General features: G+C 67.3%; 22 protein-coding genes and 1 pseudogene. 8 read left to right on the top strand and 15 right to left on the bottom strand.

Annotated features, from left to right (window positions below):
• Window positions 1-7: 7 nt before the first annotated feature.
• The 4 genes from CF8_RS08675 to CF8_RS08660 all read right to left on the bottom strand — a co-directional run bounded on the left by CF8_RS08675 (window position 8) and on the right by CF8_RS08660 (window position 4,650).
• The gene (locus CF8_RS08675) at window positions 8-1,471 is read right to left on the bottom strand and encodes a cytochrome P450 (RefSeq protein WP_036490599.1); all 1,464 of its coding nucleotides are present in this window, start codon (window positions 1,469-1,471) and stop codon (window positions 8-10) included.
• Between the two features lie 34 nt (window positions 1,472-1,505).
• Window positions 1,506-2,336, bottom strand: a complete 831-nt coding sequence (locus CF8_RS08670) for an SDR family oxidoreductase (protein WP_010832749.1) — start codon at window positions 2,334-2,336, stop codon at window positions 1,506-1,508.
• Between the two features lie 34 nt (window positions 2,337-2,370).
• Complete coding sequence (locus CF8_RS08665) at window positions 2,371-3,954, bottom strand: aldehyde dehydrogenase family protein (RefSeq protein ID WP_084622832.1); 1,584 nt, start codon at window positions 3,952-3,954, stop codon at window positions 2,371-2,373.
• A gap of 87 nt (window positions 3,955-4,041) precedes the next feature.
• The gene (locus CF8_RS08660) at window positions 4,042-4,650 is read right to left on the bottom strand and encodes a TetR/AcrR family transcriptional regulator (protein WP_010832747.1); all 609 of its coding nucleotides are present in this window, start codon (window positions 4,648-4,650) and stop codon (window positions 4,042-4,044) included.
• A 171-nt stretch (window positions 4,651-4,821) separates the two neighbouring features.
• On the opposite strand from CF8_RS08660, the gene CF8_RS08655 reads away from it, so the two are divergent.
• Genes CF8_RS08655 through CF8_RS08640 form a run of 4 tightly spaced genes read left to right on the top strand, consistent with a single transcriptional unit; the run spans window position 4,822 to window position 8,808 of the window.
• Window positions 4,822-5,376, top strand: coding sequence for a PaaI family thioesterase (locus CF8_RS08655; RefSeq protein ID WP_084622831.1), 555 nt, complete (start codon window positions 4,822-4,824; stop codon window positions 5,374-5,376).
• Complete coding sequence (locus tag CF8_RS08650) at window positions 5,373-6,590, top strand: cytochrome P450 (protein WP_010832745.1); 1,218 nt, start codon at window positions 5,373-5,375, stop codon at window positions 6,588-6,590. Before CF8_RS08655 ends, CF8_RS08650 begins: the two co-directional genes overlap by 4 nt.
• Complete coding sequence (locus CF8_RS08645; protein WP_010832744.1) at window positions 6,587-7,912, top strand: hypothetical protein; 1,326 nt, start codon at window positions 6,587-6,589, stop codon at window positions 7,910-7,912. Before CF8_RS08650 ends, CF8_RS08645 begins: the two co-directional genes overlap by 4 nt.
• Window positions 7,909-8,808, top strand: coding sequence for an Abi-alpha family protein (locus CF8_RS08640; RefSeq protein WP_010832743.1), 900 nt, complete (start codon window positions 7,909-7,911; stop codon window positions 8,806-8,808). The genes CF8_RS08645 and CF8_RS08640 overlap by 4 nt, the downstream gene beginning before the upstream one ends.
• Window positions 8,809-9,578: 770 nt before the next feature.
• Here the strand turns inward: CF8_RS08640 and CF8_RS08635 are convergent.
• Window positions 9,579-10,931 carry a transposase gene (locus tag CF8_RS08635; RefSeq protein WP_198016981.1) on the bottom strand — a complete coding sequence of 451 codons (1,353 nt, stop codon included), beginning with the start codon at window positions 10,929-10,931 and terminating at the stop codon, window positions 9,579-9,581.
• Between the two features lie 174 nt (window positions 10,932-11,105).
• On the opposite strand from CF8_RS08635, the gene CF8_RS23070 reads away from it, so the two are divergent.
• The 4 genes from CF8_RS23070 (at window position 11,106) to CF8_RS08620 (ending at window position 14,428) form a co-directional block, all read left to right on the top strand.
• Complete coding sequence (locus CF8_RS23070) at window positions 11,106-11,390, top strand: hypothetical protein (protein ID WP_084622830.1); 285 nt, start codon at window positions 11,106-11,108, stop codon at window positions 11,388-11,390.
• A 27-nt stretch (window positions 11,391-11,417) separates the two neighbouring features.
• Entirely contained in the window at window positions 11,418-11,669 is a 252-nt protein-coding gene (locus CF8_RS23065) for a hypothetical protein (RefSeq protein ID WP_332248910.1), read from the top strand.
• Window positions 11,670-12,019: 350 nt separating this feature from the next.
• Complete coding sequence (locus CF8_RS08625; RefSeq protein WP_010832740.1) at window positions 12,020-13,531, top strand: flavin-containing monooxygenase; 1,512 nt, start codon at window positions 12,020-12,022, stop codon at window positions 13,529-13,531.
• An 87-nt stretch (window positions 13,532-13,618) separates the two neighbouring features.
• On the top strand, window positions 13,619-14,428 hold the full coding sequence (locus tag CF8_RS08620) for an SDR family NAD(P)-dependent oxidoreductase (protein WP_198016980.1): 810 nt from the start codon (window positions 13,619-13,621) through the stop codon (window positions 14,426-14,428).
• Window positions 14,429-14,823: 395 nt separating this feature from the next.
• On the opposite strand, the gene CF8_RS08615 is transcribed toward CF8_RS08620, so the two are convergent.
• From CF8_RS08615 to CF8_RS23060, 10 genes and pseudogenes are all read right to left on the bottom strand, one after another.
• Complete coding sequence (locus CF8_RS08615; RefSeq protein ID WP_051204166.1) at window positions 14,824-15,609, bottom strand: MerR family transcriptional regulator; 786 nt, start codon at window positions 15,607-15,609, stop codon at window positions 14,824-14,826.
• A gap of 20 nt (window positions 15,610-15,629) precedes the next feature.
• A complete protein-coding gene (locus tag CF8_RS08610; RefSeq protein WP_156887190.1) occupies window positions 15,630-16,196 on the bottom strand; it encodes a h domain protein in 567 nt (188 codons plus the stop codon).
• Window positions 16,197-16,213: 17 nt separating this feature from the next.
• A complete protein-coding gene (locus tag CF8_RS08605) occupies window positions 16,214-16,726 on the bottom strand; it encodes a hypothetical protein (protein WP_156887189.1) in 513 nt (170 codons plus the stop codon).
• Window positions 16,723-18,156 (bottom strand): MCE family protein, encoded by a 1,434-nt coding sequence (locus CF8_RS08600; RefSeq protein ID WP_010832735.1) that lies wholly within the window; start codon window positions 18,154-18,156, stop codon window positions 16,723-16,725. The genes CF8_RS08605 and CF8_RS08600 overlap by 4 nt, the downstream gene beginning before the upstream one ends.
• Window positions 18,153-19,334 (bottom strand): MCE family protein, encoded by a 1,182-nt coding sequence (locus CF8_RS08595; protein WP_010832734.1) that lies wholly within the window; start codon window positions 19,332-19,334, stop codon window positions 18,153-18,155. The genes CF8_RS08600 and CF8_RS08595 overlap by 4 nt, the downstream gene beginning before the upstream one ends.
• Window positions 19,331-20,470, bottom strand: a complete 1,140-nt coding sequence (locus CF8_RS08590; RefSeq protein WP_010832733.1) for an MCE family protein — start codon at window positions 20,468-20,470, stop codon at window positions 19,331-19,333. The genes CF8_RS08595 and CF8_RS08590 overlap by 4 nt, the downstream gene beginning before the upstream one ends.
• Window positions 20,471-20,472: 2 nt before the next feature.
• The gene (locus tag CF8_RS08585; RefSeq protein ID WP_051204163.1) at window positions 20,473-21,453 is read right to left on the bottom strand and encodes an MCE family protein; all 981 of its coding nucleotides are present in this window, start codon (window positions 21,451-21,453) and stop codon (window positions 20,473-20,475) included.
• Complete coding sequence (locus tag CF8_RS08580) at window positions 21,450-22,448, bottom strand: MCE family protein (protein ID WP_198016978.1); 999 nt, start codon at window positions 22,446-22,448, stop codon at window positions 21,450-21,452. Before CF8_RS08580 ends, CF8_RS08585 begins: the two co-directional genes overlap by 4 nt.
• A 38-nt stretch (window positions 22,449-22,486) precedes the next feature.
• On the bottom strand, window positions 22,487-23,854 hold the full coding sequence (locus tag CF8_RS20875; protein WP_051204162.1) for an MCE family protein: 1,368 nt from the start codon (window positions 23,852-23,854) through the stop codon (window positions 22,487-22,489).
• Window positions 23,851-23,976: pseudogene (locus CF8_RS23060) on the bottom strand (ABC transporter permease); the annotation flags it as partial. The pseudogene CF8_RS23060 and the gene CF8_RS20875, both read right to left, overlap by 4 nt.

Raw genomic sequence — 23,976 nt, 5'->3', positions numbered from 1 at the left:
CGTCCGGTCACCTCGAGAGCGGGTGGAACTGGATGGGCAGGCCGTCCACGGGTACCGGGAGCGAGGTGTTGTCCCATCTGACTTCGTAGTCATCGGGCACCGTCCAACGGTAGGTGAGCAGCATCTGGTGGAGAATCGCCTTCACCTCCAGGGTCCCGAAGTGCAGACCGATGCACTTGTGGACGCCGCCGCCGAAGGGGAGCCACGCATTTCGATGAGACTTGTCCTCCTCGCGCCCGGGCCCGAACCGGTCTGGATCGAAAATGTCGGGATCTGACCAGCACGCCGGGTCGAAGTGGTTCAAGGCGGGCGCGACTGCGACGAGCGACCCCTGGGGGATGTAGTGCCCTTCGATCTCGGTGTCCTTGACAGCCTTGCGCATCACCAGGGGGACCGGCGCAGCGAGCCGCAGGGCTTCCTTGACGATCAGGTCAAGGGCGGTCAGGCCCTCCAGGGCCCCGATGTCCACGGGGGCGTCCCCCAATGCAAGGGACTCGGTGCGCGCGCGCTCTTGCCACTCAGGGTGCTTGGCCAGGTAGTAGGCCACGGCGGCCGTGGTGATGGTCGAGGTGTCGTGGGCGGCCATCATCAAGAAGATCATGTGGTTGACGACGTCCTCGTCGGAGAAGCTGTCCCCCTCTGCCGTCGTGGCATGGCACAGGCCGGCGAAGAGGTCGTTCCCGCCGCTGGCACGCGTCCCCGGCAGATGCTTGACGAAGTAGTCCTCGAGCACCTTGCGGCCCTGAACGCCCGCCCGGAAGCGGGTGCCGGGGATCGGGACCCGAACGATGGAACTGGCCGCGCGCACTGTCGACACGAAGGCCCGGTTGATGGCGTGGGTGTCCTCACCGCCACGGCCCCCCATGAACACTTCGGTGGCGATGTCGAGGGTGAGCTCCTTCAACAACGGATAGAGCCGCACCGGTCTGTCTGTTGCCCAGGAGTTGATTCCGTCCCTTGCTCTTGGCACCACCTGGCCCACATAGCCGGCAAGGCGGTCCCGCGTGAAGGCCTCCTGCATGATGCGACGGTGCATGAGGTGCTCATCGAAACTCATCAGCATCAGGCCGCGATGGAAGAACTTGTCGATCAGAAAGGTCCAGCCATCCTGGGAGAACGCCTTGGCGGTGTTGGCCAGGGCGGCCTGCGTCGCCGAGGGGCCCGCGATGACGACCATCTTCATGCCGAACGCCCCCATCCAGGAGACCGGACCCAGTCGTTCGTAGCGGTCACGACCCAGGTCGGCGCCGAACCGGATGTAGTCGAGCGTGTGGCCCAGGAACGGCAGCCCGGCATCCCCGAGGACCGGCTTCAGATTGCTCCCGACAGGGGGCATGGCCAAGGGCCGGATCGGCCAACGGCGGCTGAGGCCGAGCAGCGCCTCATCGACCACCCGGGGCGCCGGGAGCAACAACACCGACGAGTAGCGACTGCGAAGCTTCTGGCGAGGGGCGGTGAGTAGCGAGGTCATGGCGACCTTTCTTTGGGGCGTCGGTGAGGGGTGTTCAGGACTTCCGGGCCCGTTCTTCGTAGGCACGGCGCTGTGCGGAGTCGACTCCGGTGAGGAACATCTCTTCTCCGCCGAGGAAGCGGGAGAGGCCTTCGGACACCGGCCGCGGAACGACTCGTTGCGCCGCGAGCACGCGGCCCATCACCTTCGTGACGTAGGCACGAGCGCGTGGCTTGTGCAGCAGCTCGGCGATCGCGTCGGCGATCTCCTCGGGCTCGGCGTTGCGGAACCCTCGCGGGCCGGTGGTTCCGGTGACCAGTTCGGTGTTGGTGAACGTGGGGAGCACCAAGGAGACGCGGACTCCGCTGGTGCGATGCTCGAGGCGAACCGCTTCGGTGAAGCCGATCACTGCCGCTTTGGTCGCGCAGTAGGTGGCAGCTCCTGGGACGAACGCCTCGCCCGCCATGGACGCGATGTTGATGATGTGTCCGCTTCTGCGAGGAAGCATCGAGTCCAGGGCGATCTTCGTCCCGGTGATGACGCCGTGGAGGTTGATGTCGACCATGCGCCGCGCCACATCCTCTGGCTCCTCGAGCGTCGGCCCGATCGGCATGATGCCGGCGTTGTTGATCAGCGCATACGGTGCCCCCAGCCGGTCGGTCACCATCGCGTAGAACGCGCGGAACGACTCCGCGTCCGTCACATCCAGCCGGCCAGCGACCTCGATCCCGAGCTCGTCGGCCGCTGCGAGCAGGCGTGTCTCGTCGATGTCACCGATGGCGACCTTGGCGCCAAGCCCGATGAGCCGCCGTGCGGTGGCGAAGCCGATGCCTCGGGCGCCGCCGGTAATGATCACGACGCGGTCGCGGAGTGAGTGAGCTGTCATGGGGGTTCCTCTTTTCCCGGAGTGAATGCGCTGGTCAAGGACGTGGCGCCCGTGGGCCCCGTGAGGCGAGTAGGCGCATGGCGGCCAGGAGCGGGCGTCCGACTCGGGCCGAGTAGGGGTACCAGGTGAGCTCGCGGCGCAGGCTCAGACGCGGTGTCGTCATCACCTGGGGCCGGCAGTACTTCAAGATGCCCTGCGCTCCACCCATCCGGGAACCGATCCCCGAGGACTTCCATCCCGCGTGGGGCAGCGGGAAACACAGGAAGTTCGAGAAGGCATCGTTGACATTGACGGCGCCCACCTCGAGCCGGTGGGCAACCTCTTCGGCACGCTTGCGGCTCGTGGTCCACACGGTCGCGGAGAGTCCGTACGGCGAGTCGTTGGCCAGCGTGACGGCCTCGTCGACGTCGCGCACCTTCATGACGGGCAGGGTCGGGCCGAAGGTCTCCTCCCGCATGCAGGCCATCGACTGGTCCACGTCGACCAGGACGGTCGGCTCGAAGAACGTGCCCGCGCCGACCGGGTGCCCGCCGGTGACCGCACGAGCCCCTTGGGCCACTGCCTCGTCGACCTGACGGCGCACGATCTCCATCTGCGCCTGGGTGGCGAGGGCGCCGACGTCTGCCTGGTAGCGCTGGTCGTCGGGTCCGACCCGCAACGAGCGCACCCGCTCGGCCAGCTTGTCCACGAACGCCTCGTAGATCGGCGCCTCGACATAGACACGCTCGATCGAGAGACACACCTGGCCCGCGTTCGCAAAGGCACCCCACATCACACCGTTCACCGCCCGGTCGAGATCAGCGTCGGCGAGCACGATCGCAGCGTCCTTCCCGCCGAGTTCGAGGCTGCAGGGAATGAGTCGCTCGGCGGCCCTGATCGCGACGGCCCGGCCGGAGCGAGTCGAGCCCGTGAACTGCACGTAGTCGACGTGGTCGACGACCGCAGCGCCTACTTCGCCTGCGCCCTGGGCGCAGGCAAAGACCGGAGGCGCCTTGATCTCCTGGGTCCAGGCGCGCACGACCTCGCCAAGGGCGAGGGGGGTCACCTCGGAGGGCTTGACCACCACCGAGGCGCCGGCGAGCAGCGCTGGGAGGCAGTCCATGAGCGGCAGCACGAACGGAAAGTTCCAGGCGCTGATGACACCCACGACCGGGTAGGGCCGATGCACGATCGACAGTCGCTTGGACGCCGTGAGCAGACTGTGCGGCCTGGGGTGGCTGCCCGCCAGGAAGGACTTCGCGTTGCGGCAGTAGTAGTTGATGAAGTCACAAGACAGAGGAACCTCGATGGAGGCTTCCTGCCAGGGCTTGCCGGTCTCGTCCTGCACCAGCTTAGTGAGCGTGTGCGCATTCGCCAGGAGCCAGTCTCGAAGCCTCAGCACGTGGCCGATGCGGGCCTCGAGACCATCTGACTCCCACGTGGTTTGCGACTGGCGCAGGCCACGAACCACACCCACGACGTCGGCGGCCGTGGACGCCGTCACCTGCCCTATGACCTCCCCCGAGGCGGGGCTGCGCACTACCAACGGGCCGCCGCTTGCCTTGAGGTCCCCGAGCCGGCGTGGCACGTCCGAGATAGCGATCGGGTCGAAGGTGATCGGCGGGCCACTCGATGTCATGGGTTACTCCGAAGGGGTCGGGAGGGTTGACCCATCGTTTACACCATGGCTGTTGTTGTCAACAATGTGACACTAGAAAGTAATTCGTCACGGGTCGAGCGCGAGGTACCTCAACGCCACCATGGAGATTCGCCTACCGGTCTCGACACTGTCGGCGGCCGGGAGCACCAGGTGGCTGACGGTCAGTCTGACCGTCGCATCCACCGCATCCACGACGTCAGCTCGATCCAGCTCGGGGAAGTGCTCCAGCAACCATGCCTCGATTTGCTCAGAGACAAAGTCGTGCAGGGATGTCGAGGTGGACAGCAGCGGGAGCACGCCCGTGCCGACAGGAACATCGCGGTCGTTTCGTGAGGCCGTAAGGACCGCCTTCAACAGCGGGCTCGAGGCCGCCTCATCCAAGGCGTATCGGACCGCTTCGGTGATTGCCGCGCCAGCCTGTCCGGAATGGGCGTCGAGGACAGCCTGGATCCCCCTCATGAAACGCTCCGCCTCGCGAACGACCAAGGCGTCGCCCAGACCTTGCTTGTCACCGAACTCCTTGTAGAGCATCGGCCGCGAAACTCCGATCCGCGCGGCCACCTCCGCCATCCGGAACTGGTCCCAGCCACCCTCGACCACCAGGTCATAGGCCGCCTTGAGCGCTTCCTCTCGGAGATGACGCCGGAAGGAAACGCGCAGAGGTTCGATCGTCACACGACGCAGCCTAGCGACGGGCGCCCTGGTGTCCGCTTCGCGGCAGGAGCCTGCTTCTGATCATCGTCTCGCTGGAGAACACGCTGCTACGTTGTGTTCCTTCTCGGACACCTGAGACTGTTCTGTCACACGCAGCTGCTCAGTTCACTCCCCAAGGACAAGGGTCACGACATGACCGAACGGCAAGAGGCGCCTGGTTCGTCGCGCTCCGTGTCGCCGACTCCTGACGGGCTCACGGACGAGTCCCGCAACGTGCTTGCCACGTGGGCTGCCTCATTCAGGGCGCCTGCCGAGGCCACGGAGCTCCCAGCGCACCACGAGCTGTGCCTCGGCTGTGGTCCGGAGAACCCCCACGGTCACCACCTGGTTGCCTGGCGCGAGGCCGACGGCGTGGTCGCCGAGCACACCTTCGACACCCGCCACGTCGGCGCCCCAGGCATCGCGCACGGAGGCGCCGTGGCCACGGTCATGGACGACCTCTTCGGCTTCCTGCTCTACGTGGTGGGGACCCTGGCCGTGACCCGAACCCTGCAGGTCGGCTATCGCGCTCCAGTGCTCCTCGGCCAGCGATATGCCTTGCGGGCCGATCTCCTCCGACGCGAGGGACGCCGGCTGTACATGGAGGCAACGATGCGACACGGACACACCATCGTCGCCGAGGCCAGCGCAGTGTTCGTGGCCGTGGAACACACCCACTTCACCGGATCAGTCGGCGGGAACCCGTGAGCGCGGCCACCTCGGCCGATGCGCTGCTGTTGGAGATCCTATTGCGCGACCACGGCGCCGCGGGTCCCTACCAGGCCTATCGCCGCCTGCGCGATGAGCAACCTGTCCTGATGACCGACTCCGGGGTGCTCGTCCTGAGCCGGTATGCCGACTGTGACGCCGCTCTGCGGAACCGTTGCCTTGGCAAGGCCGACGAATCGCTCGGGTTCCGTCTCTCGCAGGTGCCCGAAGAGCTCCAACGCCGGGCGATGCACCGGTTTCGACGCACGATGCTGTTCCAGAACCCGCCGGATCACACCAGGCTCAGGAGGCTGGTGACCGACGCGTTCAACACACAGCATGTCGCTGAAATGCGGTCCTCAGTCATCACCTGGATCGACAGGCTGCTCGATGACATGGCCGCGGCCGACGACGTAGACATCATCACGGCTCTGGCGCTCCCGCTCCCCGTGAACGTGATCGGTGATCTGCTCGGGCTCCCAGCAGGCGACAGGGCTGCGGCCGCTCCACTCATTCGTGATCTGGTGGCCCCACTCGAACCGAGCGCCGATGCCGCCGCGATTTCCAGAGCGGCCGAGGCAGAGGACCTCCTGGCCAACCACTTCGGCCAACTGCTCGATGAGAAGCGCCGCCATCCGAAGGACGATCTGCTCAGCCGGTTGGCCTCTGCTCGAGGTCAGGACATCCTCGAGGAGGATGAGTGCATTGGCACGGCGATACTCCTGTTCGCGGCGGGCTTCGAGACGACCACCAACCTCATCGGCAACGGGCTCGCCGCCCTGTTGAGGCATCCCCAACAACTAGAGACGCTCCGCGACCACCCGGGCCTCGCCGCCAATGCCGTCGAGGAACTCCTCAGGTACGACGCACCGGTGCAGACCAACGGTCGCACCGTGCTCCAGCCGACGGTGATCGCGGGGGTGAGCCTCGAGCCCGGTCAGGTCGTTCTGACGCTGCTGGGTTCGGCCAACCGGGATCCCGACCGCTACATCGAGCCAGAGGCCCTCGACCTCAAGCGGCACAAGCCGGCACCCATGTCATTCGGTTCCGGAATCCACTTCTGCCTGGGTGCCCAGCTGGCGCGCATGGAGGGACAGGAACTCTTTCCCCGCCTGGTCTCGCGCTTCCAGAACCTGTCCCCGGCCGGGGATCCCACCTGGCGATCCGGGCTCTCCTTCAGGGGTCTCCAATCACTTCCTGTCCGCGTCCGATGACCCGACAGCACCTGGCGCTGGAGATCGACTGGTTCTTCCAGCACGTCGACTGGCTGCACCTGGTCTCGGTCCCGATCTTCACCGGTGTCGTCGGCTGGCTGATCAACTGGACCGGGCTGATCATGCTGTTCTCGCCGGTGCGGTTCCACGGGATCAGAGTGCCGGGGATGCGGCAGTTCTCCCGCGTCCTCCCGCGCAAGATCCAGGAGGTGCCGGGGATCCTGCAGGGCGGCATCGGCTGGCAGGGCATCGTGCCGGCGCGGGCCGCGAAGATGGGCAGCATCGCCGTGGACAAGGCCATCGCCAAGCTGGGCACGCCGAAGGAGTTCTACCAGCAGCTCGAGCCCGACCAGATCGCCGAGCACATCGTCTCTGTCTTCGAGCCGGAGATGCCGCAGATGATCGAGGACATCATGCGGCGCGAGCACCCTTCGCTGTGGCGTGACCTCCCGCCGCGGGCGAGGCGGGCGGTCATCGCCCGGGTGCAGTCGCAGCTGCCGGGCGTGGTCCGCACGGTGACCGGGGAGATCGGCGAGCACATCGACCAGCTGCTCGACCCCAAGATCATGGTGATCAACCACTTCCAGAAGAACCCGGCGCTCGTGGTGCGCATCTTCCGCGACTTCGGACAGCGCGAGCTCAACCTGATGGTGGCGTTCGGCTTCGTGTTCGGCTTCGCCCTCGGGGTGCCGGTGGCCGTGGTCGACCACTGGTTCGGGCAGTGGTGGCTGTTGCCGGTGCTGGGGGTGGTCGTCGGCTGGGCCACCAACGCCTTGGGCATGTGGCTGATCTTCGAGCCTCCGGAGCCACGCAGGATCCTGGGCATCAAGGTGCACGGGTTGTTCCTGCGTCGCCAGGACCAGGCGGCGGAGGTCTACGCCCGGATCATTGCCGACGACGTGATCACCCTGGAGAATATCGGCGACTTCCTCCTCGACGGTCCGTGCGGCGACCGCACCCGGCAGATGCTGGCCGAGGCGATGCGGCCGGCCATCGACGGCGCTGCTGGCCCCGTGCGCGGAGCCGTGCGCGTCGCGGTCGGCTCCCGTCGCTTCGACAGCATCCGGGACGCCGTCGCCCTCGAAGCGGTGGACCGCACCATCGAGCCGTTCAAGGACCCGGAGTTCAGCCGGCGCCAGGCCGACAAGATCAACGCCCTGATCGCGACGCGTACCAAGGAGCTGCCGCCGCGCGACTTCGTGGAGATGATGCGCGCCGCGATCAAGGAGGACGAGTGGATGCTCTACGCCCACGGAGCCGTCATGGGATTCGGCGGCGGGTTGTTGCACCTGGCGATCTTCGGCGTGGGAGGAGCGGTGTGAACAAGCACGAGTCCGGAATCGGGAACGGACCTGTTCCCCGTCGTCGCGCCACCCCGGCGATCTGGGACGAGGCGACAGACGCGCTGCCCGGCCTGGCGCGGATCACTGCCACGACGGGGATCCGTTCGGCGTCCTGGACGCTCGGTGCGGGGGTCCGCTCCGGCAAGCTCTTCCTGCGCGCGCTCACGGATCCGCAGACCGCGGGCGAGCTCGTTCAGGAGGTGGCTCGTGACGTGGCCGAGGCCAGCCGCACGGTCAGTGATGTGGCGCGAGCCGTCTCGGCCGGTGTGCCCATCCCTAAGGCGCTCCTCGACGCGAGCGTCTCGTTGTCCTCCGTCGTGTTGTCCGAGAGCACGCCGCAGGAGGTCGAGCCGGAGCGGTCCCTTCGCGAGCGGGGTGAGGATCTGCTGCATCGCTCACGCGACGTGTGGAGCGACGACGAGTCGCACCCGGCGTACTCCCGGATCCTGGAGGAGCTGGCGCCGGACGAGGCCCGGATCCTGCTGCTCCTGCTGCGCGGCGGGCCGCAGCCCTCGGTCGACGTACGCACCGGCGGTCCCGTGGGGATGGTCAGCTCGTCGCTGGTGGCGCCCGGCATGTCGATGATCGGCGCCCGGTCCGGCTGCCGCTACCTCGACGAGGTGCCGGCCTACCTCAACAACCTGTTCCGGCTGGGGCTGATCTGGTTCTCCCGGGAGCAGCTCGAGGACCCGATGGAGTACCAGGTCGTCGAGGCGCAGCCCGACGTGCTCGAGGCGATGCACTCGGTCCGCTTCCCCAAGGTCGTACGCCGCAGCATCCACCTCACGCCGTTCGGGATCAGCTTCTGCCAGGCATGCCTGGTCGATCCCGAGGAGACGCCCACCCTCCCCGTGCACCAGAACCCGGAGGAATGATCAGCGGCCACGTGACCGCCGAGATGTGACCGAGGAGATGTGATCGCGGAGATGTGATCGCGGAGAGTCCGTGCGGTATCGGGAGCTCACGGGCTGCCGGTGCAGCGACATTCAGGCCGGGACGGTGGGGCGCCGGCGGGTGAACACCGAGCCGTGCGGTGACCCGGACGTGTAGGTCACGCTGCCACCCTGAGCCTCGGCCAGCGCCCGCACCACGAAGAGTCCCAGTCCCGTGCCTGTGCAGACATGCCCGGTGCACGCGAGTACTCCCGGAAAAGTCGGCGATGGAGTCCCAAGGCACTCCCGGGCCGTCGTCCTCGACGTCGATCGAGACCTGGGTGCCTGGGAGGTGATCCGCACCAGGAACGGCGGCTGGCCGTGCTTGCGCACGTTGCTGCGCAGGGCTGGTAGGAGTTCGGCTGCGGTTGCTGTCGTTCGCCGCCAGCGGAGGGCATTCGCTGGCTGGAGCAAGTCATTCCAGACCGCGCTGCGATCCTCACCGAGCACGAAGAGTGCCCGGCGGATCGCCACGTTCAACTGCGCGCCAGCGGGATCCCCTACTGCGAAGACCGAGACGCCGTGGTCGAGAATGGCCCGACAGGCGACGTACCGATGGATGGCATCCTGAATACGACTCATAGGGAGCGTGTTGCGGAAAGCGCTTCGTGCTTCGCCTGGAGTAGGCGATCGGTGTCAGCGACGGAACGCGTAGATCCCCTCGTGTCGAGGAGAACAGTGGGGCGGACGGAGGTCACGCCCGGTAGGGGCTCTCAGCAGATGGCTGGGGCGCCGGCTCGTGGTGTCCACGGGGGCGCGGTGGGGTCGGTGAGGGTCTGTCGGTAGAGCTTGAGCAGGTTGTGGGTGCCCATCAGCAGCTTCCACTCGCTTGCGGCGGCGGCCTTCCCGCGGCGCATGAACCGTCTGGCTCCTCGGGCGTCCTTGATCTGACCGAACACCGGCTCGATGATGTGCTGCCGCTTCCGGTAGACCGCTCGGCCGGCCTTGATGGAGACCTTCCGGTCCATCTTGTCCACCAGGGTCGCAGCCGCGGGCAGTGGGCCACGGCGACCGTTCCTCGGCTGAGGGTTGCGACGTTGGTTGCGGGTCGCGATGAAGCAGTCGGGGTCCTGGTCGGTGAGGGCGGCGAGGTTGTTCTCACTGCAGTACCCGGCATCAGCAAGCAACCGGTCGACCGCCTCGGCGATGCCGGCCTCGGCCAGCGACCGGTTCGTGGCCGCGATCATCGGATGCAGCCGGGCGTGGTCGTTGTGCACGTCGGTGACCTCGGCGGCCACCACGATCTGGTCCTCAGTCGCGACCGCCTGGGCGTTGTAGCCCTGCACGTAGCCGTCCTTGGTCTTCATGATCTGACTCTCCGGGTCCGAGGTGTTCGCCTTCGCCTCGCCCGCCGGCACGGGCGCCTTGGGCTTGCGGCCACGCAGCTTCTTGTCGCTGGCCTGCTCTCTCGCGGCCCGTTCAGCCAGATGCTGTTCATGGGCCGGCCGCCTGCGCCTCGGCCTCGGCGGCGTCCAGTTGTGCCTTGGCGGCGGTGAACCGCTCCCGGCGGGCATCGCCCCGCGCAGCTGGGCGGGCGGCTCGTTGCCTCTCGATCCGGTCCCGTATCGGGCGTCCTCGGCTGCGTCGACCTGGGCAGCCTCGGCGAGCATCGTGGCGACCTGCTCATCGAGGTGGTCCTTGCTGCGGTTGGCGGCCAATGCTGCCGGGCAGCCCATCTTGGTGCCGTCCACCGCGACCAGCCCGACCTTGACCATCTCGGCCTGGCCGCACAGCCGCAGCGACTCGGTGATTACCGACGCGAGTGCCTGCTCGTGGCGGGCCCGGAACCGGGCGATCGTGGTGTGGTCCGGTGCCTGGTTGGCCGCGACCACCCGGAACGCCACATCGACCCGACAGGCCCGCTCGATCGCACGAGAAGAACGGATCCCGGTGCAGTAGGCGTACAGCGTCAGCGCGACCATCATCTTCGGATCGTGCGCTGCGCGTCCCCACCCATCGGCCCGGTAGCCGGCGTGGAACGCGGACAGGTCCATCTGCTCGACCGCATCGAGCACGAACCAGGCCAGGTGGTCCTCCTCGAGCCACTCGGTCAACGACGGCAGCATCAAGAAAGTCTGATCGCGCTCGACAGCCAAGAAGTTGTAGCTCACGCTCCGCCTCCAGGTCAGTCGCTGCTGAAGTGCCAGGTTTCCGCCGACACTGGATCCTCGGTCGACGGTCTGAGATGCGGGCACACCAGATTGACGCACCCGGTCACCGGACACTCGAGGGCATGTCCGGTGACCGGGGGGGACTTCGTCGCCGGGTTAGCGCGGCCGCTTCCGGCCATCGTCATCGCCGACATGCTCGGCGTGCCGCGCGAACGCCGCGATCGGTTCCGGACATGGTCGACCTCCCTCATCCAATCCCACCCGACCCGCGGCCGGTTTCCCTCCGGCTTATCTGCCGCAGCGGCGCTCTACGAGTACTTCTCCGACTTCCTCGCCGAGCGGCGCGCGCACCCCCGAGATGACCTCATGACGGCGCCTGTCCCCGCCCAGGAGGACGGAAAGCACCTGAGCTAGCAGGAGCTTCTCGGCTTCTGTCTCCTACTGCTCGTCGCTGGGCACGAGACCACTACCAACCTGCTCTCCAACAGTGCTGTCATCCTCACCGACCACCCCGAGAGCCGACAGAGGCTGGCCGACAACCCGGACTTCGTGCCGGCCGCGGTCGAAGAACTGCTCCGCTACGACTCGCCGGTCCAAGGGCTTTCGCGTACCCTGACCCGACCGGTGGACCTGTACGGGCAACGAATGAACGCCGGTGACCGTGTTGCTGCTGTTCGGTTCGGCGAACCGTGACGACCACGCCTTTCCCAACCCCGACATCGTCGACATTGACCGTCGCCCGGAGCGACAGGCCGCGTTCGGACGGGGCATCCACTTCTGCCCTGGGCGCCTCCCTGGCCCGCATGGAGACACGAGTTGCTCTGGGTGCACTCCTGAACGACCGAACCTTCGACTGGGATCCCGACCTGCCAGGCGCCGAACGACTTCATTCTGGACCCATCCGGGGTTTCGTCTCGCTGCCGTCCAGTCATGCGGCACACGAGATCGGACAGGACGAATCACCGACACCTCCGTGCCAACCAGCGCAACCCCTTGTTACGTGACGTCGTTTACTGCTACGTTATTTCTCGACACGAAACTGCATGGAGGTCAGCGTGACATCATCGACACTGCTCCCCGACCGGACGCGGGTAGCCATCATCGGCAGCGGCTTCGCCGGATTGGCCATGGCGATTCGGCTCAAGCAGGCCGGAGAGCACAATTTCGTGGTTCTCGAGCGCGCGGACGACGTCGGCGGAACCTGGCGCGACAACACCTACCCGGGATGCGCCTGCGACGTCCCCTCGAACCTCTACTCCTTCTCATTCGCGCCGAACCCATACTGGAGTCGCGCCTTCTCTCCGCAAGCAGAGATCCACGAGTACCTGCGGGAAACGGCGCGCCGGTTCGGAGTCCTGCCGCACATCGCCTTCGGGGCCGACGTCGAGTCCGCCCACTGGGTGGACGACGACCAGGAGTGGATCGTCGAGACGTCTGCGGGGACGGTTCAGACTCGCATCCTGGTCTCGGGGGCTGGGCCTCTCAGCGAGCCTTCGTACCCAGACATCCCCGGGCTCGAGGACTTTGCCGGCAAGCGCTTCCACAGCGCTGACTGGGACCACGGCCACGACCTGACCGGCGAGCGAGTCGCCGTGATCGGAACCGGAGCATCGGCAGTCCAGTTCGTGCCCCATGTTCAGAGCCGTGCGCGTCACCTGACCATCTTCCAGCGCACACCGCCTTGGGTGCTGCCGCGGCCCGACCGCCCCGTCCCCGGGCTACTGCAACGTGCCTACGCGGCCGCGCCAGCCATGCAGAAGGCTGTGCGTGCGGGGGTGTACTGGCGCCAGGAGGCAATGCTCCCCGGGTTGGTCCACAAGCCCGAACTCCTCAAGGGCGTCGAGAAGCTGGCACGCGCTCACATGAAGTGGAGCGTCAAGGACCCTGCGCTGCGCGCAAAGCTCACCCCTGACTACCGCATCGGATGCAAGCGCATCCTCATCGCCAACGGCTACTATCCTTCGCTCGCGAAGCCCAACGTCGACGTCGTAACCGACCAGATCGCCAGAGTGGGCGTGGACAGCATCACCACCGCCGACGGCACGGAACGCCCGATTGACACCCTCATCTTCGGTACGGGCTTCCACGTGACCGACAGCGCGATCTCGGACCGCGTTCGAGGCCGGCACGGCGAAACGCTCGCGGAGCGCTGGAAGGGCAGCCCCCAAGCATATCTGGGGGCGTCAGTGAGCGGATTTCCCAACCTGTTCCTGCTCGTGGGCCCGAACACCGGGCCGGGGCACACCTCTGTCGTCTTCTACATCGAGTCCCAGGTTGCCTACGTTCTCGACGCACTGCGCACGATGGACTCACTGGGCGCGACCAGTCTGGACGTCCGGCGAGACGTCGAGGACAGTTTCAACGACGACGTCCAGCGGCGCATGCGCGGCACCGTGTGGACCACGGGTGGGTGTGGTTCGTGGTACCTCGACGAGAGCGGTCGGAACACCACGCTCTGGCCTGGTTTCAGTTTCCAGCTCCGGTGGCGCACTCGAAAGTTCGACCTCGGCTCCTACGACGTGGGCCGCCGAACGCCGCTCCCCGCCACGGCCTGACTCGCGACCGAGACTGTTGGAACCACTCCTGCCGGACTTCGGTCGGATCGCTCTGCCCTAGGAGGAATCATCAATCGCATCACGATCGTGACAGGCGGTGCGTCCGGCATCGGTGCCGCACTATCCCGCGCAATGGTGGCACGCGGCGACACCGTCGTGATTGCCGATATCGACGGTGAGGGGGCCCAGACCCAGGCCAAGGCTCTCAATGAGCAGGGAACCGGCAGGGCTTGGGCCACCGACCTCGACGTGCGCGACGCCGATGCCGTCGGCGCGCTGGTTCAGCGCGTGGCACGTGAGGAGGGTCGACTCGATGTCATGGTGAACAACGCCGGCATCGCGGTCGGTGGCGAGATGCACGAACTATCCCTGGCGCACTGGGACCGCGTCATCGACATCAACTTGCGTGGCGTGGTCCACGGAGTTCACGCCGCTTTCCCCGTGATGAGCCGTCAGGGATCGGGGCACATCGTGAACACCGCCTCGCTGGCCGGGCTAGTGCCGTCTCCTCTCTTGACACCGTACTCCGCGACGAAGCATGCCGTGGTTGGGCTCTCGCTGGCCCTTCGACCCGAAGCAGCCGCGCACGGGGTCAGAGTGACGGCCGTGTGCCCCGGTTTCACCGACACCCCGATCCTGGACAAGGCTGGCCCGGCAGACCTGTCGAAGCCTGCTCTGGCCGAATACGGCCGAGAACTCGCCTCGAAGGCACAGGGCGGTCTGTACTCACCTGAGGCGCTGGCCAAGGACATCCTGCGTGGCATGGATCGAAACAGGGGCCTCGTCGTGGCCCCCCGGAGTGCCCGCGTCGCGTGGCGAGCAGTCCGCCTCGCGCCGGGGCTGTCCAATGCTGTCGGCAAGCTCGAGATGCGCTATGTGCGCAGGCTGAAGGCCTGATTTCGTCAGCGACGCCTGAGGACTGACCCCAGAGCGTCGGCCAATCTTGACTCCCTGCGCTCCCCTCGACTGAGTCGAGGGGAGCGCAGGGAGTTGTTGCCTGTGGGGACTGGGCTGAGATCCGTCGGCTGCATCAAGCCGACGGGTGGGGTCTCAAGACCATCGCCAGGACTTGGCAGATCTCGCGGAACCCGCGCTGAAGGCACCCACCGCTGCGTGACGCGGTGCCCCGGCTGGGCGAAGCACCCGGGCCGAGTCCTGGACTGACGAGGAGTCCCTCATCGGCGCTGCCCCTTCCCCCGCGGGGAAGGCGGACGACCATCACACCGGACGGCTCCAAGACGAGCTCGACCGGCGAAAGGGAGGGGTCAGATCCCGACCGGCGTTGACATGATTCACGCCGACCGGTCCCCCGGTCCTGCCCGCAGCAGCCGGTCCAGCACCTCTTGTGCCCCGGCCCCGAGCTCGTGACCCAGCGCCTCGCTGACCTGCTGACTCATCGCACGCTGGAAGGCGCTGAGGAACGCCTGCACGGCCAACGGCTGCAACCGGGAGTGCACCCCCACGATCCGGTCCCACTCCCCCTCAGGCATCCCCGCATCGACGAACTGCTGCCACACGCTGTCGCGGAACAGTTCCACGAAACCCTCCGCAACCTCCCGCGCCGACTCCACCACCAGCTTGCCTGCCCGCGTCACCCCCTCCAGCGGCAACCCAGCAGCCACCCCCTCCACACCGGCCGCCAGCAACCCCGGCGCCGACACAACCACCTGCCCCTCGGGATTCACCTCCGCCCCGACCAGGTCTGCCAACGCCTCCAACTGCTCCGGCGCAGCCGCACCACCGAACATCGCCAGGAGCTCCTCGGGGTCATAGACCGCCACCGGCTCGGCCCGCCACGGAGCTAACAGACCCCGGATCACCCGCAACATCGCCTCACCCGCGTCATCGGGCACCCCGGCCAGGATCCGCTCGATACTGGACAAGCTGAACCCAGCAGCCTGCATCTCCCGAATGAACCCCAGCCGCGCCAAATGAGCCGCCCCGTAGAACCCCACCCGTCCCTTGATGATCGGCGGCGGCAACAACCCCCTGGACGCATGCGAGCGGAGCGTCCGGACCGTCATCCCGGACACCTGGGCCAACTGATCAATCGTCAGCAACTGACTCCCACCAGACACGGGGGCAGCCTAGACCACCGTCATAGCGGCTCTACCGCCGCCACTCGCCACAACCCGTCCGTGTATTCGAGTCGAACCCGCACCCGGCTCGAGTCCACCCGAGGTGCGGGCAACTTGGCCGTGCGCGTCGTCTGGTTGACGAACAGGAGGACTTGCGCGGAATCGCGGTCCGCCGTCTCGATGCCCGCAGACACCACGTCGGCGGTGACCACGGCGCGGAGCTTCTCGGCCGTCGGCCGGATCGTTTCATCCGCGAAAGTCTTGTAGTCGGCCGCGAAGGCCGGGGTCAGGTGACTCGTGGCACGCTCGATGTCGGCATCGAGCCGCGCGTGGTCGTATCCCAAGATGTCCGGAACGGCTCGCTCGGCGACGCGCAGGGCTTCTGCCCTCGCCCTGTCGTCGCGCTCGGCGCCCCATGCGCGCCACCCCAGGACACCGGCGCCGACGACCAGCAGGGCGAGAACCATCGAAGCGGCCACCAGCCCCCACGTGCGCGATCGCCCCTCGTCCCGAGGCGATGCCTCTTCCGCGTCCGGGGCGTCGTCCCGGGCTGCTTCCGCCGATGTCACGTCGTCGTCCTGCTCCACTTGGTACCCCACGCCCTTCACACCACCGTAGTGATCTTGTCCAGCAACCACTTCTCGCCCACCCGCTGGAGAGTCACCTTCAGCCGGAAGCGCTGGACCTTGCCCTTCGGGAGGTCCCTGTTCGTGATGGTCGCGTCCACTGCGACGAGCACGGACCTGGTGTCCTCGTCATCAGTGGACTCCACGAGCGCTGCGGCGAGAGCCTCACCCCGGGCGCTGGCCTTCATCTTCAGGATCAGCGGCTTCAACCGCTTGCTGGCTGTGTCGAACTGCCTCTGGAAGTCTTCGGTGCCTAAGGACTTGAGCCGGTTGAAGCTGGCGTCCAGCGAAGCGTGATCATAGGTCGCGAACGTCACTGCGGCGCGGCGCGCAGCGCTGAGCACCGCGTCCCGCTCGGCCTCCTCCGAAGCCGAGGAACGCAGCTGCAGGCTACTGACAATCACAACCGCCAGTAGGGTCAGCGCCACGACAGCGGCTAACCCGCGGGTGAGGACTGATCGTCCCAGGAGGCGGGAACGGGTCGGCTTCATGTCCGCCCCTGCAGGATCGGTGCCATCAGGAGCCACTTCCAGGCCTCGTCGCCAAACCGCGCCTGCTGTCCGCCGTCCCCGCCCAGCACGAGCAACGGCCCGTTCGCGTCGGAGACGACTCCGGTCCGCGGATCAACGACAGCCGGGCGTGGCGCTGCTTGGCTCTGCGACTGTCGGGACGTGGTGGACCGCCGCGAGGAGGCAGGGTCGGCCTCACGTTCGTATGACGTGGGGGGGATGTCGTCCGGGCCGAGGCGGCCGCGCCGCGGGTTGGGCACCTTCTTGGTGGCGGGATCGTAGGTGTCCCCCGGCAGCTTGGGGACGTTCTGGGAGCCACGGACCGCCGTGATGCTTCCTCGCGGTTCGGCGCAGTAGCCGTTGATGTTCGCACGCCTGGCCGGGTTCCCGAGCTGCTTGACCGGCTTGGCCTGGGGGGCTTTCTTGGTGTCGGAGAAGCCCTTGGACGTGCAGACCCCGCTCGAATAGTCGAGGATCAGGTTGAAGTGGACGTAGCCGTCGCCCTGGACCACGTTGAACGTGTCCTGGATCAGTCGAGGGAACGCCACCAGGAACACGCGTATCCCCGGAAGTCGAGCCCGCACGATGTCGCCTACGGTGACCAGGTCCCTCAACAAGAGGGGCAGTTGCTGGTCGTTGTCGGCCACCAGGCGGGAGAGGGCGGGGGCCGTTCGCGCCGTCTCGTCGAGCAGCGTGCGCACCGAGGTGTCCGCACGGGCAACAGACCGGGAGAGCAGGTTCACGTCCTTGCTCCACTTCGCCAGCTCCTGCGAGGTGTCGCGCTGGGTCGCCAGCACCGTCCGGCCCTCGGCCAGGAGAGTGCGCGTCTCGGGGGAGGCATCGGAAAGATTCCGCACCAGGCTGTCGGTGTGGTCGAGCGTCGAGCGCAGCTCGGGACCGAGCCCGCCAAAGGCCGTGCCCAGTTCGGAGACCAAGACCCGCAATGACTCCTGGTCCACCGACGCGGCCAGCTCGTCGACCTCCAGCAGCACATTCTCGATCCGTGGCGGGACCCGGGTGTCCTCTTCCTTGATGATCGAGCCGTCCTTGAGCCACGGGGCAGCGTTATTGCGAGGTTGCAGGTCGACGAACTGTTCGCCGATGGCCGAGCGGTTGGCGACGACGGCGACGACGTCGGCCGGGACGCGTTCTCCCTTCTCGAGGGCCAGGTCGACTGCTACCCCGTCGTCGACGAGTCTCAGGTCGGCTACCCGCCCGACGGCGACGCCACGGTAGGTGACCTCGGCGTTCTCGAAGATCCCCCCGGTGGAGTCCATGGCCACCGTGACCGTGTAAGGACGGTTCCACAGAGTCCGATCCAGACCGACGTACTGAACCCCCACGACCGTGGTTCCCACCGCCGCCACCGCCAGGAACACCACAAGACGCAGACGTGTGCCACGGGTGATCATCGTCCCATCCCCCCGAGCGCATCGAGCAGTTCCGCGCCCCCGACCTCAGGGCCCCGGCGGATAAGTGGAGGCGTGACCGCTGCACCGTCGGGACGTGGGGTCTGTCGGCCACCGGGTATGCAGTTGGAACCGTACTCACCACATCGGATCTGTGGCTTGGGGTCGCCCAGCGCCGGCCCCGGCAACAGCGAGTCCTTGAGGAAGCTGTCGACGTCGATCTCGAGTTCACCTGAGAGCTGAGCGTAGTCGCCGGCCATGCCGCCGTAGATGTTGCGGGCGAAGGGGTAGGTGAGCAGCGTGTCCAGGGTGCTGAAGAACGAGGGAGCCGCCTTGGAGATCTCGCGAAGGATCGGGTCGAGCAGTTTCAGATTGGCCACGGCGTCATCCGACGTGCGACTGATCACGCGTTGCGCCACCCGTCCGAACGAGTCTAGGGCCTGCAGAGCCCGGGTCAGCTGCGCCTGCTGGTCGGCCAGTGCCGCGACTCCTGATGGCAGCCGATCGAGCGCGACTTCGATGCTGTCTCGTTCCGCTGCCAGCGTCGCGGCGAGCCGGTCGGTGTTGTCGATCGCTCGCAGGATGTCCCTCCGACGCGCGTTGATCCCCGCCAGCAGGGCATCGAGGTCGTCGAGCATGGCCCGGATCTTGCCCCCGCGGCCTTCGAGTGCGACGTTCAGCTCCCGCGTGACCTCCTGCAGGTGTCCGATGCCGCCACCGTTGAGCAGGGCCGAGGCAGCACCCAGCAGTCCTTCGACCTCGACGGCGCTTCCGGTGCGTTCGAGCGGAATCACCGCACCCGCCTTGAGCGGCGGAGCCGTCGAGCTGACGGGCCTGATCAGCTCGACGTACTTCTCCCCGAGCAGACTGGTCTGACCCACCCGCGCCCGCACGTCACCCGGCAACACTTCGCCCTCTTTGATGTCCATCGTCACCTCGGCGCTCAGGTCGTCCGCGAGGTCTACGGTGCGGACCACGCCCACCCTGACGCCGTCGAGCTTGACCATGGCCAGTGGGACGAGGTCCAGAGCATCGCTGAAGCGCGCCTTGACCGGGTAGCCATCCACGGTCGACCCCGGCAAGCCGAGGTCCTGGAGCTTGGGCACCGAGGAGCCGCAACCTGTCAGCAGCATGGCCACCAGCACCAGCGCCACCGATCCGAGACGACCGGGGGTGCTCATCGCCCACCTCCTCGCGGGATCACCGGGGTGAACTCACTGAACTCTTGCCCCTCGCCGAGGGGCTGCGGCAGACCCTGCAGCGCCGGCTCGATCGGATCGAGTGCCCGGTGCAGAGCCGGACAGTAGGAGCCCAGACCGTTGCTCGCGATGAGCTGGCACAGCACCAGACTCGGGTCGGAGGTCAAGGTGCCGTTGACCGCCACCCGCGCGCTGAGAGCCGACGTCTGCGGATCGAAGGTCCCGATGAAGTTCTCCAGGGCGACCGGGGCGAGGTTGAGCGTCTCCCGCAGGGCCTGCTCCTGCTTCAGCACGGTCCGGGTGACGTCGAGAAGCCCGGCGACGTTGCCCGTCAGCGCCGGCCCACTGTCCTTCACCAGCCTGCGGATCTCTCGCATCGCGACTCCCAGCCCCTCGACCGTCCCCACCAGCGCTCCCCGCTGCGTAGCCAGGCTCCTGGCCACGGCGGCCAGGACTCGACTCAATTGGCGCACCGGCCTGTCCGCTCCGGCCAGTGCCCGGGTGAGCGTGGCCAGGTTCGTCAGCGTCCCCGCCAGATCCTGACTGCCCTTGTCGGCGGTCGCCAGCGCTCCACTGAGCTCTGTCACAGCCGTGTTCAGGTCTGCGCCGTTGCCACGCATCGTGTCTGCGCCGGCTCGTACGAGCTGGTCGAGCGCGCCATCGCTGTTGGCACCCTTGGGCCCCAGTGCCGCCGAGAGCTCACGTACAGACTCGAGCACCTGGTCGATCTCGACCGGCACGACCGTGCGCTGCAGGGGCACCAGGCTGCCGGGCTCCAGGGCTGGGCCACCTGAATACGGGGGCGTCAGCTCCAGACGCCGGTCGCTGACCAGCGTTGGCGCGACGAGCACGGCCTGCGCCGAGGCCGGGATCCGGACATCCGATGGCACTTTGAAGGTGACCTCGACGACCTCGCCCTGCGGCTCGACCTCGAGGACCTTTCCGACGCGGACGCCGAGCACTGTGACGTCGCTGCCGGCATACAACCCGACCGTACGCTGGAACTGTGCTCGGTACTCGTTGCTCGCGGCCGCAGGCATCCCGAACGAGGCGGCCAGCAGCACGAGTGCTCCGGCCGCCAGCGCGATGACGGCGCGTCGTAGCGACGTGCGACTCATTCTCATCGTCCACCCTCCAGCCCGGGCTGCTCACCGGGGAGCACCTTCGGCGTCAGTCCGTACAGGGCTGCATCGAACCAGCGCCCCTGACCCAGGACCGTCGTGTAGTAGCGCAGCAGTGGGGCATAGAGCTGGACGCTCTCCTCGAGATCGCCCTTGTTCTGGCGCAGGGTCCCGATCGTTGTCTGGAGCGCCCTCAGCGCCGGGGCCAGGTCCGCGCGGGTGGATCGCGCCGTGGCCACGAGCTCCCTGGCAAGCCGCCTGCTCTGCACCAGCAGGTTCTCGATCGCGGCCTTGCGCTGCTCGAGGACCGCCAGGAAAGTACCGGCGTCGCGCACCAGCTGCACCAGCATCTCGGATCGATCGGCGAGCACCCCGCTGACATCGTTGGCTCGGGCCAGCAGCTCACGCAACTCCTCGTCGCGCTGCGAGACCGCTCGGGAGAGCCTGGTCAGTCCGTCGAGCGCAGCGGCAACCTCCGGCGAGGCCTGGTCCAGCGTCCCCGAGAGTGCCCGAAAGGCGTCCGCGAGCTGATCGGTGTCGATGTCCCCGACGCGCTCGGAGAGGCCGCCCAGCACACCTTGGAGGTCGAAAGGTGTCCGGGTGCGCTCGACCGGGATCCGCTCCTCGCCGGAGAGCTCCCCGTCGCCGGCACTGGTCAGGGAGACGTACTCGGTGCCGAGCAGGGTCTCGATCTTGAGTTCGGCACGGGTCTCGTCACCCAGTCGTACGTCGTCCTCGACCTGGAGTCGCACAACCACCACACGCTTGTCCAGCGAGATGTCCCCGACGGAGCCGACCTTGACACCCGATACGCGCACCGGGTCCCCAGGCTTGAGGCCTGCCGCCTGGGCGAACTCGACCGAGACCTCGCGCGACCCGAACAGGTCCGCGAGGCGGCCGGCGGACAGCCCGGCCGCGACCATGCTTGCGAGGGCGACCAGCCCGATCGCCCCGGTGAGGGGGAGGTTGCGATCTCTCACTGTTGACACAACTCCTCGTTGTTCCGCAATCCGGGCGCTGTCACCGTCGGCAGGCCGGGCAGCGTCAGGGCCACGTCCAGCCGACACACGAAGAAGTTGAGATAGGAGCCGTAGCTGCCTGCTCTGGTGAAGGCGTTGAGCTTGATCGGGAGCCGGTCAACGAGCTCTTGGAGCTGGCCCCTGGTCTTGGCGAACTCCTCGGCGGCCACCCTGAGTGAGGCCACGTCACGGGTCAACGGCGGTCTGGCCCGCTCCAGCAACCCTGCCGTTGAGGTGCTGAGTGCATTGATGCCCGTCACTGCGCTGCCGATGGCCTCGCTGTCCGCGGCCAGGCCCGAGGAGAGTCGGGCGAGCTGGTCGATGAGCTCCTTGAGCTGGGTGTCACGCTCGCCCACCGTCTTCATCACCGCGTTCAGGTTGGCGACGACTCTGCCGATCACCTCGTCCTTGCTCGCCAGGGCATCGGTCAGACCGGCGGTGTTCGACAGCAGCGAGGCAAGCGTGCCGCCCTCACCCTGCATGGTCCGCACCACCTGCGCTGCCAGCTGGTTGACCGCCTTGGGATCCAGGAGTTCGAACAGCGGCTGGAACCCATCGAGGAGAACAGTCAGGTCCAGAGCCGGCGTGGTGCGCGCAAGCGGGATGGTCGCCCCCGGCCGCAGCACGCCCGATGCCGAGCCCGACGAGTCTTCGGAAAGGCTGACGTAGCGAGATCCCACCAGGTCTCGGTACCGGATCCTCGCCGAGGTCGCGGCGGGCAGCTTCAGTGACCGACGCACCGTGAACTCCACCAGGGCGAGCTGATCCTCGGTGAGGGTCAGACTCTCCACACGTCCGACTCGGACCCCGGCCACCCTCACCTCGTCGCCTGGCACGAGCCGAGTCGCATCGGTGAACAGCGCGCGATAGGTCACGGGATCGGAGCTGGAGCTGCTCGCGATCGTCGAGAAGAGCACCGACGTCGTCCCCACGGTGAGCGCCAGGAAGGCGATCAAGCCCACCAGCGCCCCGGGCGGCCTGCGAACTGAGCGACTCACGGCGCCTCCCCCCATGATGTGTCGCCCATGAGCCACAGCAGATCGAAGAGCGGACCCCCGCTGTCCTCTGAGGGACGGGCGTCGCGTGGCCGTGGTGGGTCAACGAGTGAGCTGCCTGGGAGGTTGGGCAACGAGGGAATCCCTTGAGTGGTGCCGCCTTCCCCCTCCTGCTGATCACCGGTGTCAAGAGGCGGTATCGGCAGCCCGAGGAGCCCACGGTAGGTGCCGATGAGTGCCAGAGCCGGCGTCGGAATGTCCGCATTCGGGGTGCCGCCCACTGGGTTCCTGTTGATCACGGGGCAGTTCGGGCCGTATCCCCGGATGCCCGCGGTGAGCCGCTCTTGCAGCTTGCCGCCAGATGAGAACTTGGGTGGGTACACGCCCCGGCTCTGCCCGAGGCGCAGGCGTCCCTTGATCACGAAGGGGCCGTCGTCCCCGCCGAACACGTCGTAGATGCGCTTGATGGCAACCTTCGCGCCGTTGAAGACGCAGTCGTACTCGGGCGCGAACTCCGCCAGCAGCTCGAGCGTTGGCCGAAGCGTCGACATCAACCGAACGATGCTCTCCTCGTTGCGAGCCAACAGCGTGCCAACCTGGTTCGACACCCGGGTGGTGCCGCGCAGGGCCGCCTCGAGCGTTTCGGCGTACTCGGTCAGGGTTCGCGCGGTGACGCTGGCACTCCGTGCCGTCGCGAGCAGGTCTGGTGCTGCCGTGGCGTAGGAGTCGGTCACCTTCGGGAGCAGCGCGAGGTCGGCCTGCAGGACGGGCAGCACGGTGCGCAGTTGCTCGGCATAGGTTGCGAGAGCATCGATCGTGCGTCCCAGCTTCTCGCCGCGCCCGGAGAGAGCGGTCGCCAGGCTCGAGGTCGTGGCGTTGAGATCAGCGGGCCGCACGGTGCGCAGCAGGGGTTCGAGCTTGTCGAAGACCTCCTGGAGTTGCACGGACCGAGGAGCGAGGTCCTGGCGCACCGTGGCACCGGGCGCGATGGGCGGACTGTCCGACGACGAGGCGACGAGATCGATGTACTTCTCCCCGAACAGTGTCTTGGGCACCACCCGCGCTGCCACATCGGCCGGCACTTGATCGGCGAGGGCGGAGTCGAGGGCGACTTCGAGGGCCACCTTCCCGTCGTCGATCAGGACCAGCCGACGTACCTCGCCGACGCGCACGCCTCGCACCTTGACGTCCGCCTGCTCGTCGAGCTGCTCCTCGGCGCGCTCCAGGATCACAGTCATGGGCGTGGTGTCCGTGAAGGCCTTGTTGTAGACAGCGAAGGTCAACCCGACGCCTCCGATCGCAAGGCAGAGGGTCAGGACCCCGAGCAGTGGATAATGGGCTCGACCGAGCACCGGACGATTCGTCATCCTGCCAACCTCACCGTCGTCGTCGAGCCCCAGATCGCCATGCTCAGGAGGAAGTCCAGGACCACGATCAGCACGATCGAGAACCGGACGGAGCGACCGACGGCCACGCCTACTCCCGCTGG

Source organism: Nocardioides sp. CF8, from assembly GCF_000389985.1.
GTDB classification, from domain to species: domain Bacteria; phylum Actinomycetota; class Actinomycetes; order Propionibacteriales; family Nocardioidaceae; genus Nocardioides; species Nocardioides allogilvus.
This window is presented reverse-complemented; position numbering and strand designations above follow the sequence as displayed.

Excerpts from the sequence above, each read along its gene's own strand:
- CF8_RS20875 (WP_051204162.1), bottom strand. The coding sequence starts at position 23,854 with ATGACGAATCGTCCGGTGCTCGGTCGAGCCCATTATCCACTGCTCGGG.
- CF8_RS08670 (WP_010832749.1), bottom strand. The coding sequence starts at position 2,336 with ATGACAGCTCACTCACTCCGCGACCGCGTCGTGATCATTACCGGCGGC.
- CF8_RS08625 (WP_010832740.1), top strand. The coding sequence starts at position 12,020 with ATGGAGGTCAGCGTGACATCATCGACACTGCTCCCCGACCGGACGCGG.
- CF8_RS08645 (WP_010832744.1), top strand. The coding sequence starts at position 6,587 with ATGACCCGACAGCACCTGGCGCTGGAGATCGACTGGTTCTTCCAGCAC.
- CF8_RS08590 (WP_010832733.1), bottom strand. The coding sequence starts at position 20,470 with ATGAGTCGCACGTCGCTACGACGCGCCGTCATCGCGCTGGCGGCCGGA.
- CF8_RS08635 (WP_198016981.1), bottom strand. The coding sequence starts at position 10,931 with ATGCTGCCGTCGTTGACCGAGTGGCTCGAGGAGGACCACCTGGCCTGG.
- CF8_RS08600 (WP_010832735.1), bottom strand. The coding sequence starts at position 18,156 with ATGATCACCCGTGGCACACGTCTGCGTCTTGTGGTGTTCCTGGCGGTG.
- CF8_RS08595 (WP_010832734.1), bottom strand. The coding sequence starts at position 19,334 with ATGAGCACCCCCGGTCGTCTCGGATCGGTGGCGCTGGTGCTGGTGGCC.
- CF8_RS08675 (WP_036490599.1), bottom strand. The coding sequence starts at position 1,471 with ATGACCTCGCTACTCACCGCCCCTCGCCAGAAGCTTCGCAGTCGCTAC.
- CF8_RS08605 (WP_156887189.1), bottom strand. The coding sequence starts at position 16,726 with ATGAAGCCGACCCGTTCCCGCCTCCTGGGACGATCAGTCCTCACCCGC.
- CF8_RS08665 (WP_084622832.1), bottom strand. The coding sequence starts at position 3,954 with ATGACATCGAGTGGCCCGCCGATCACCTTCGACCCGATCGCTATCTCG.
- CF8_RS08655 (WP_084622831.1), top strand. The coding sequence starts at position 4,822 with ATGACCGAACGGCAAGAGGCGCCTGGTTCGTCGCGCTCCGTGTCGCCG.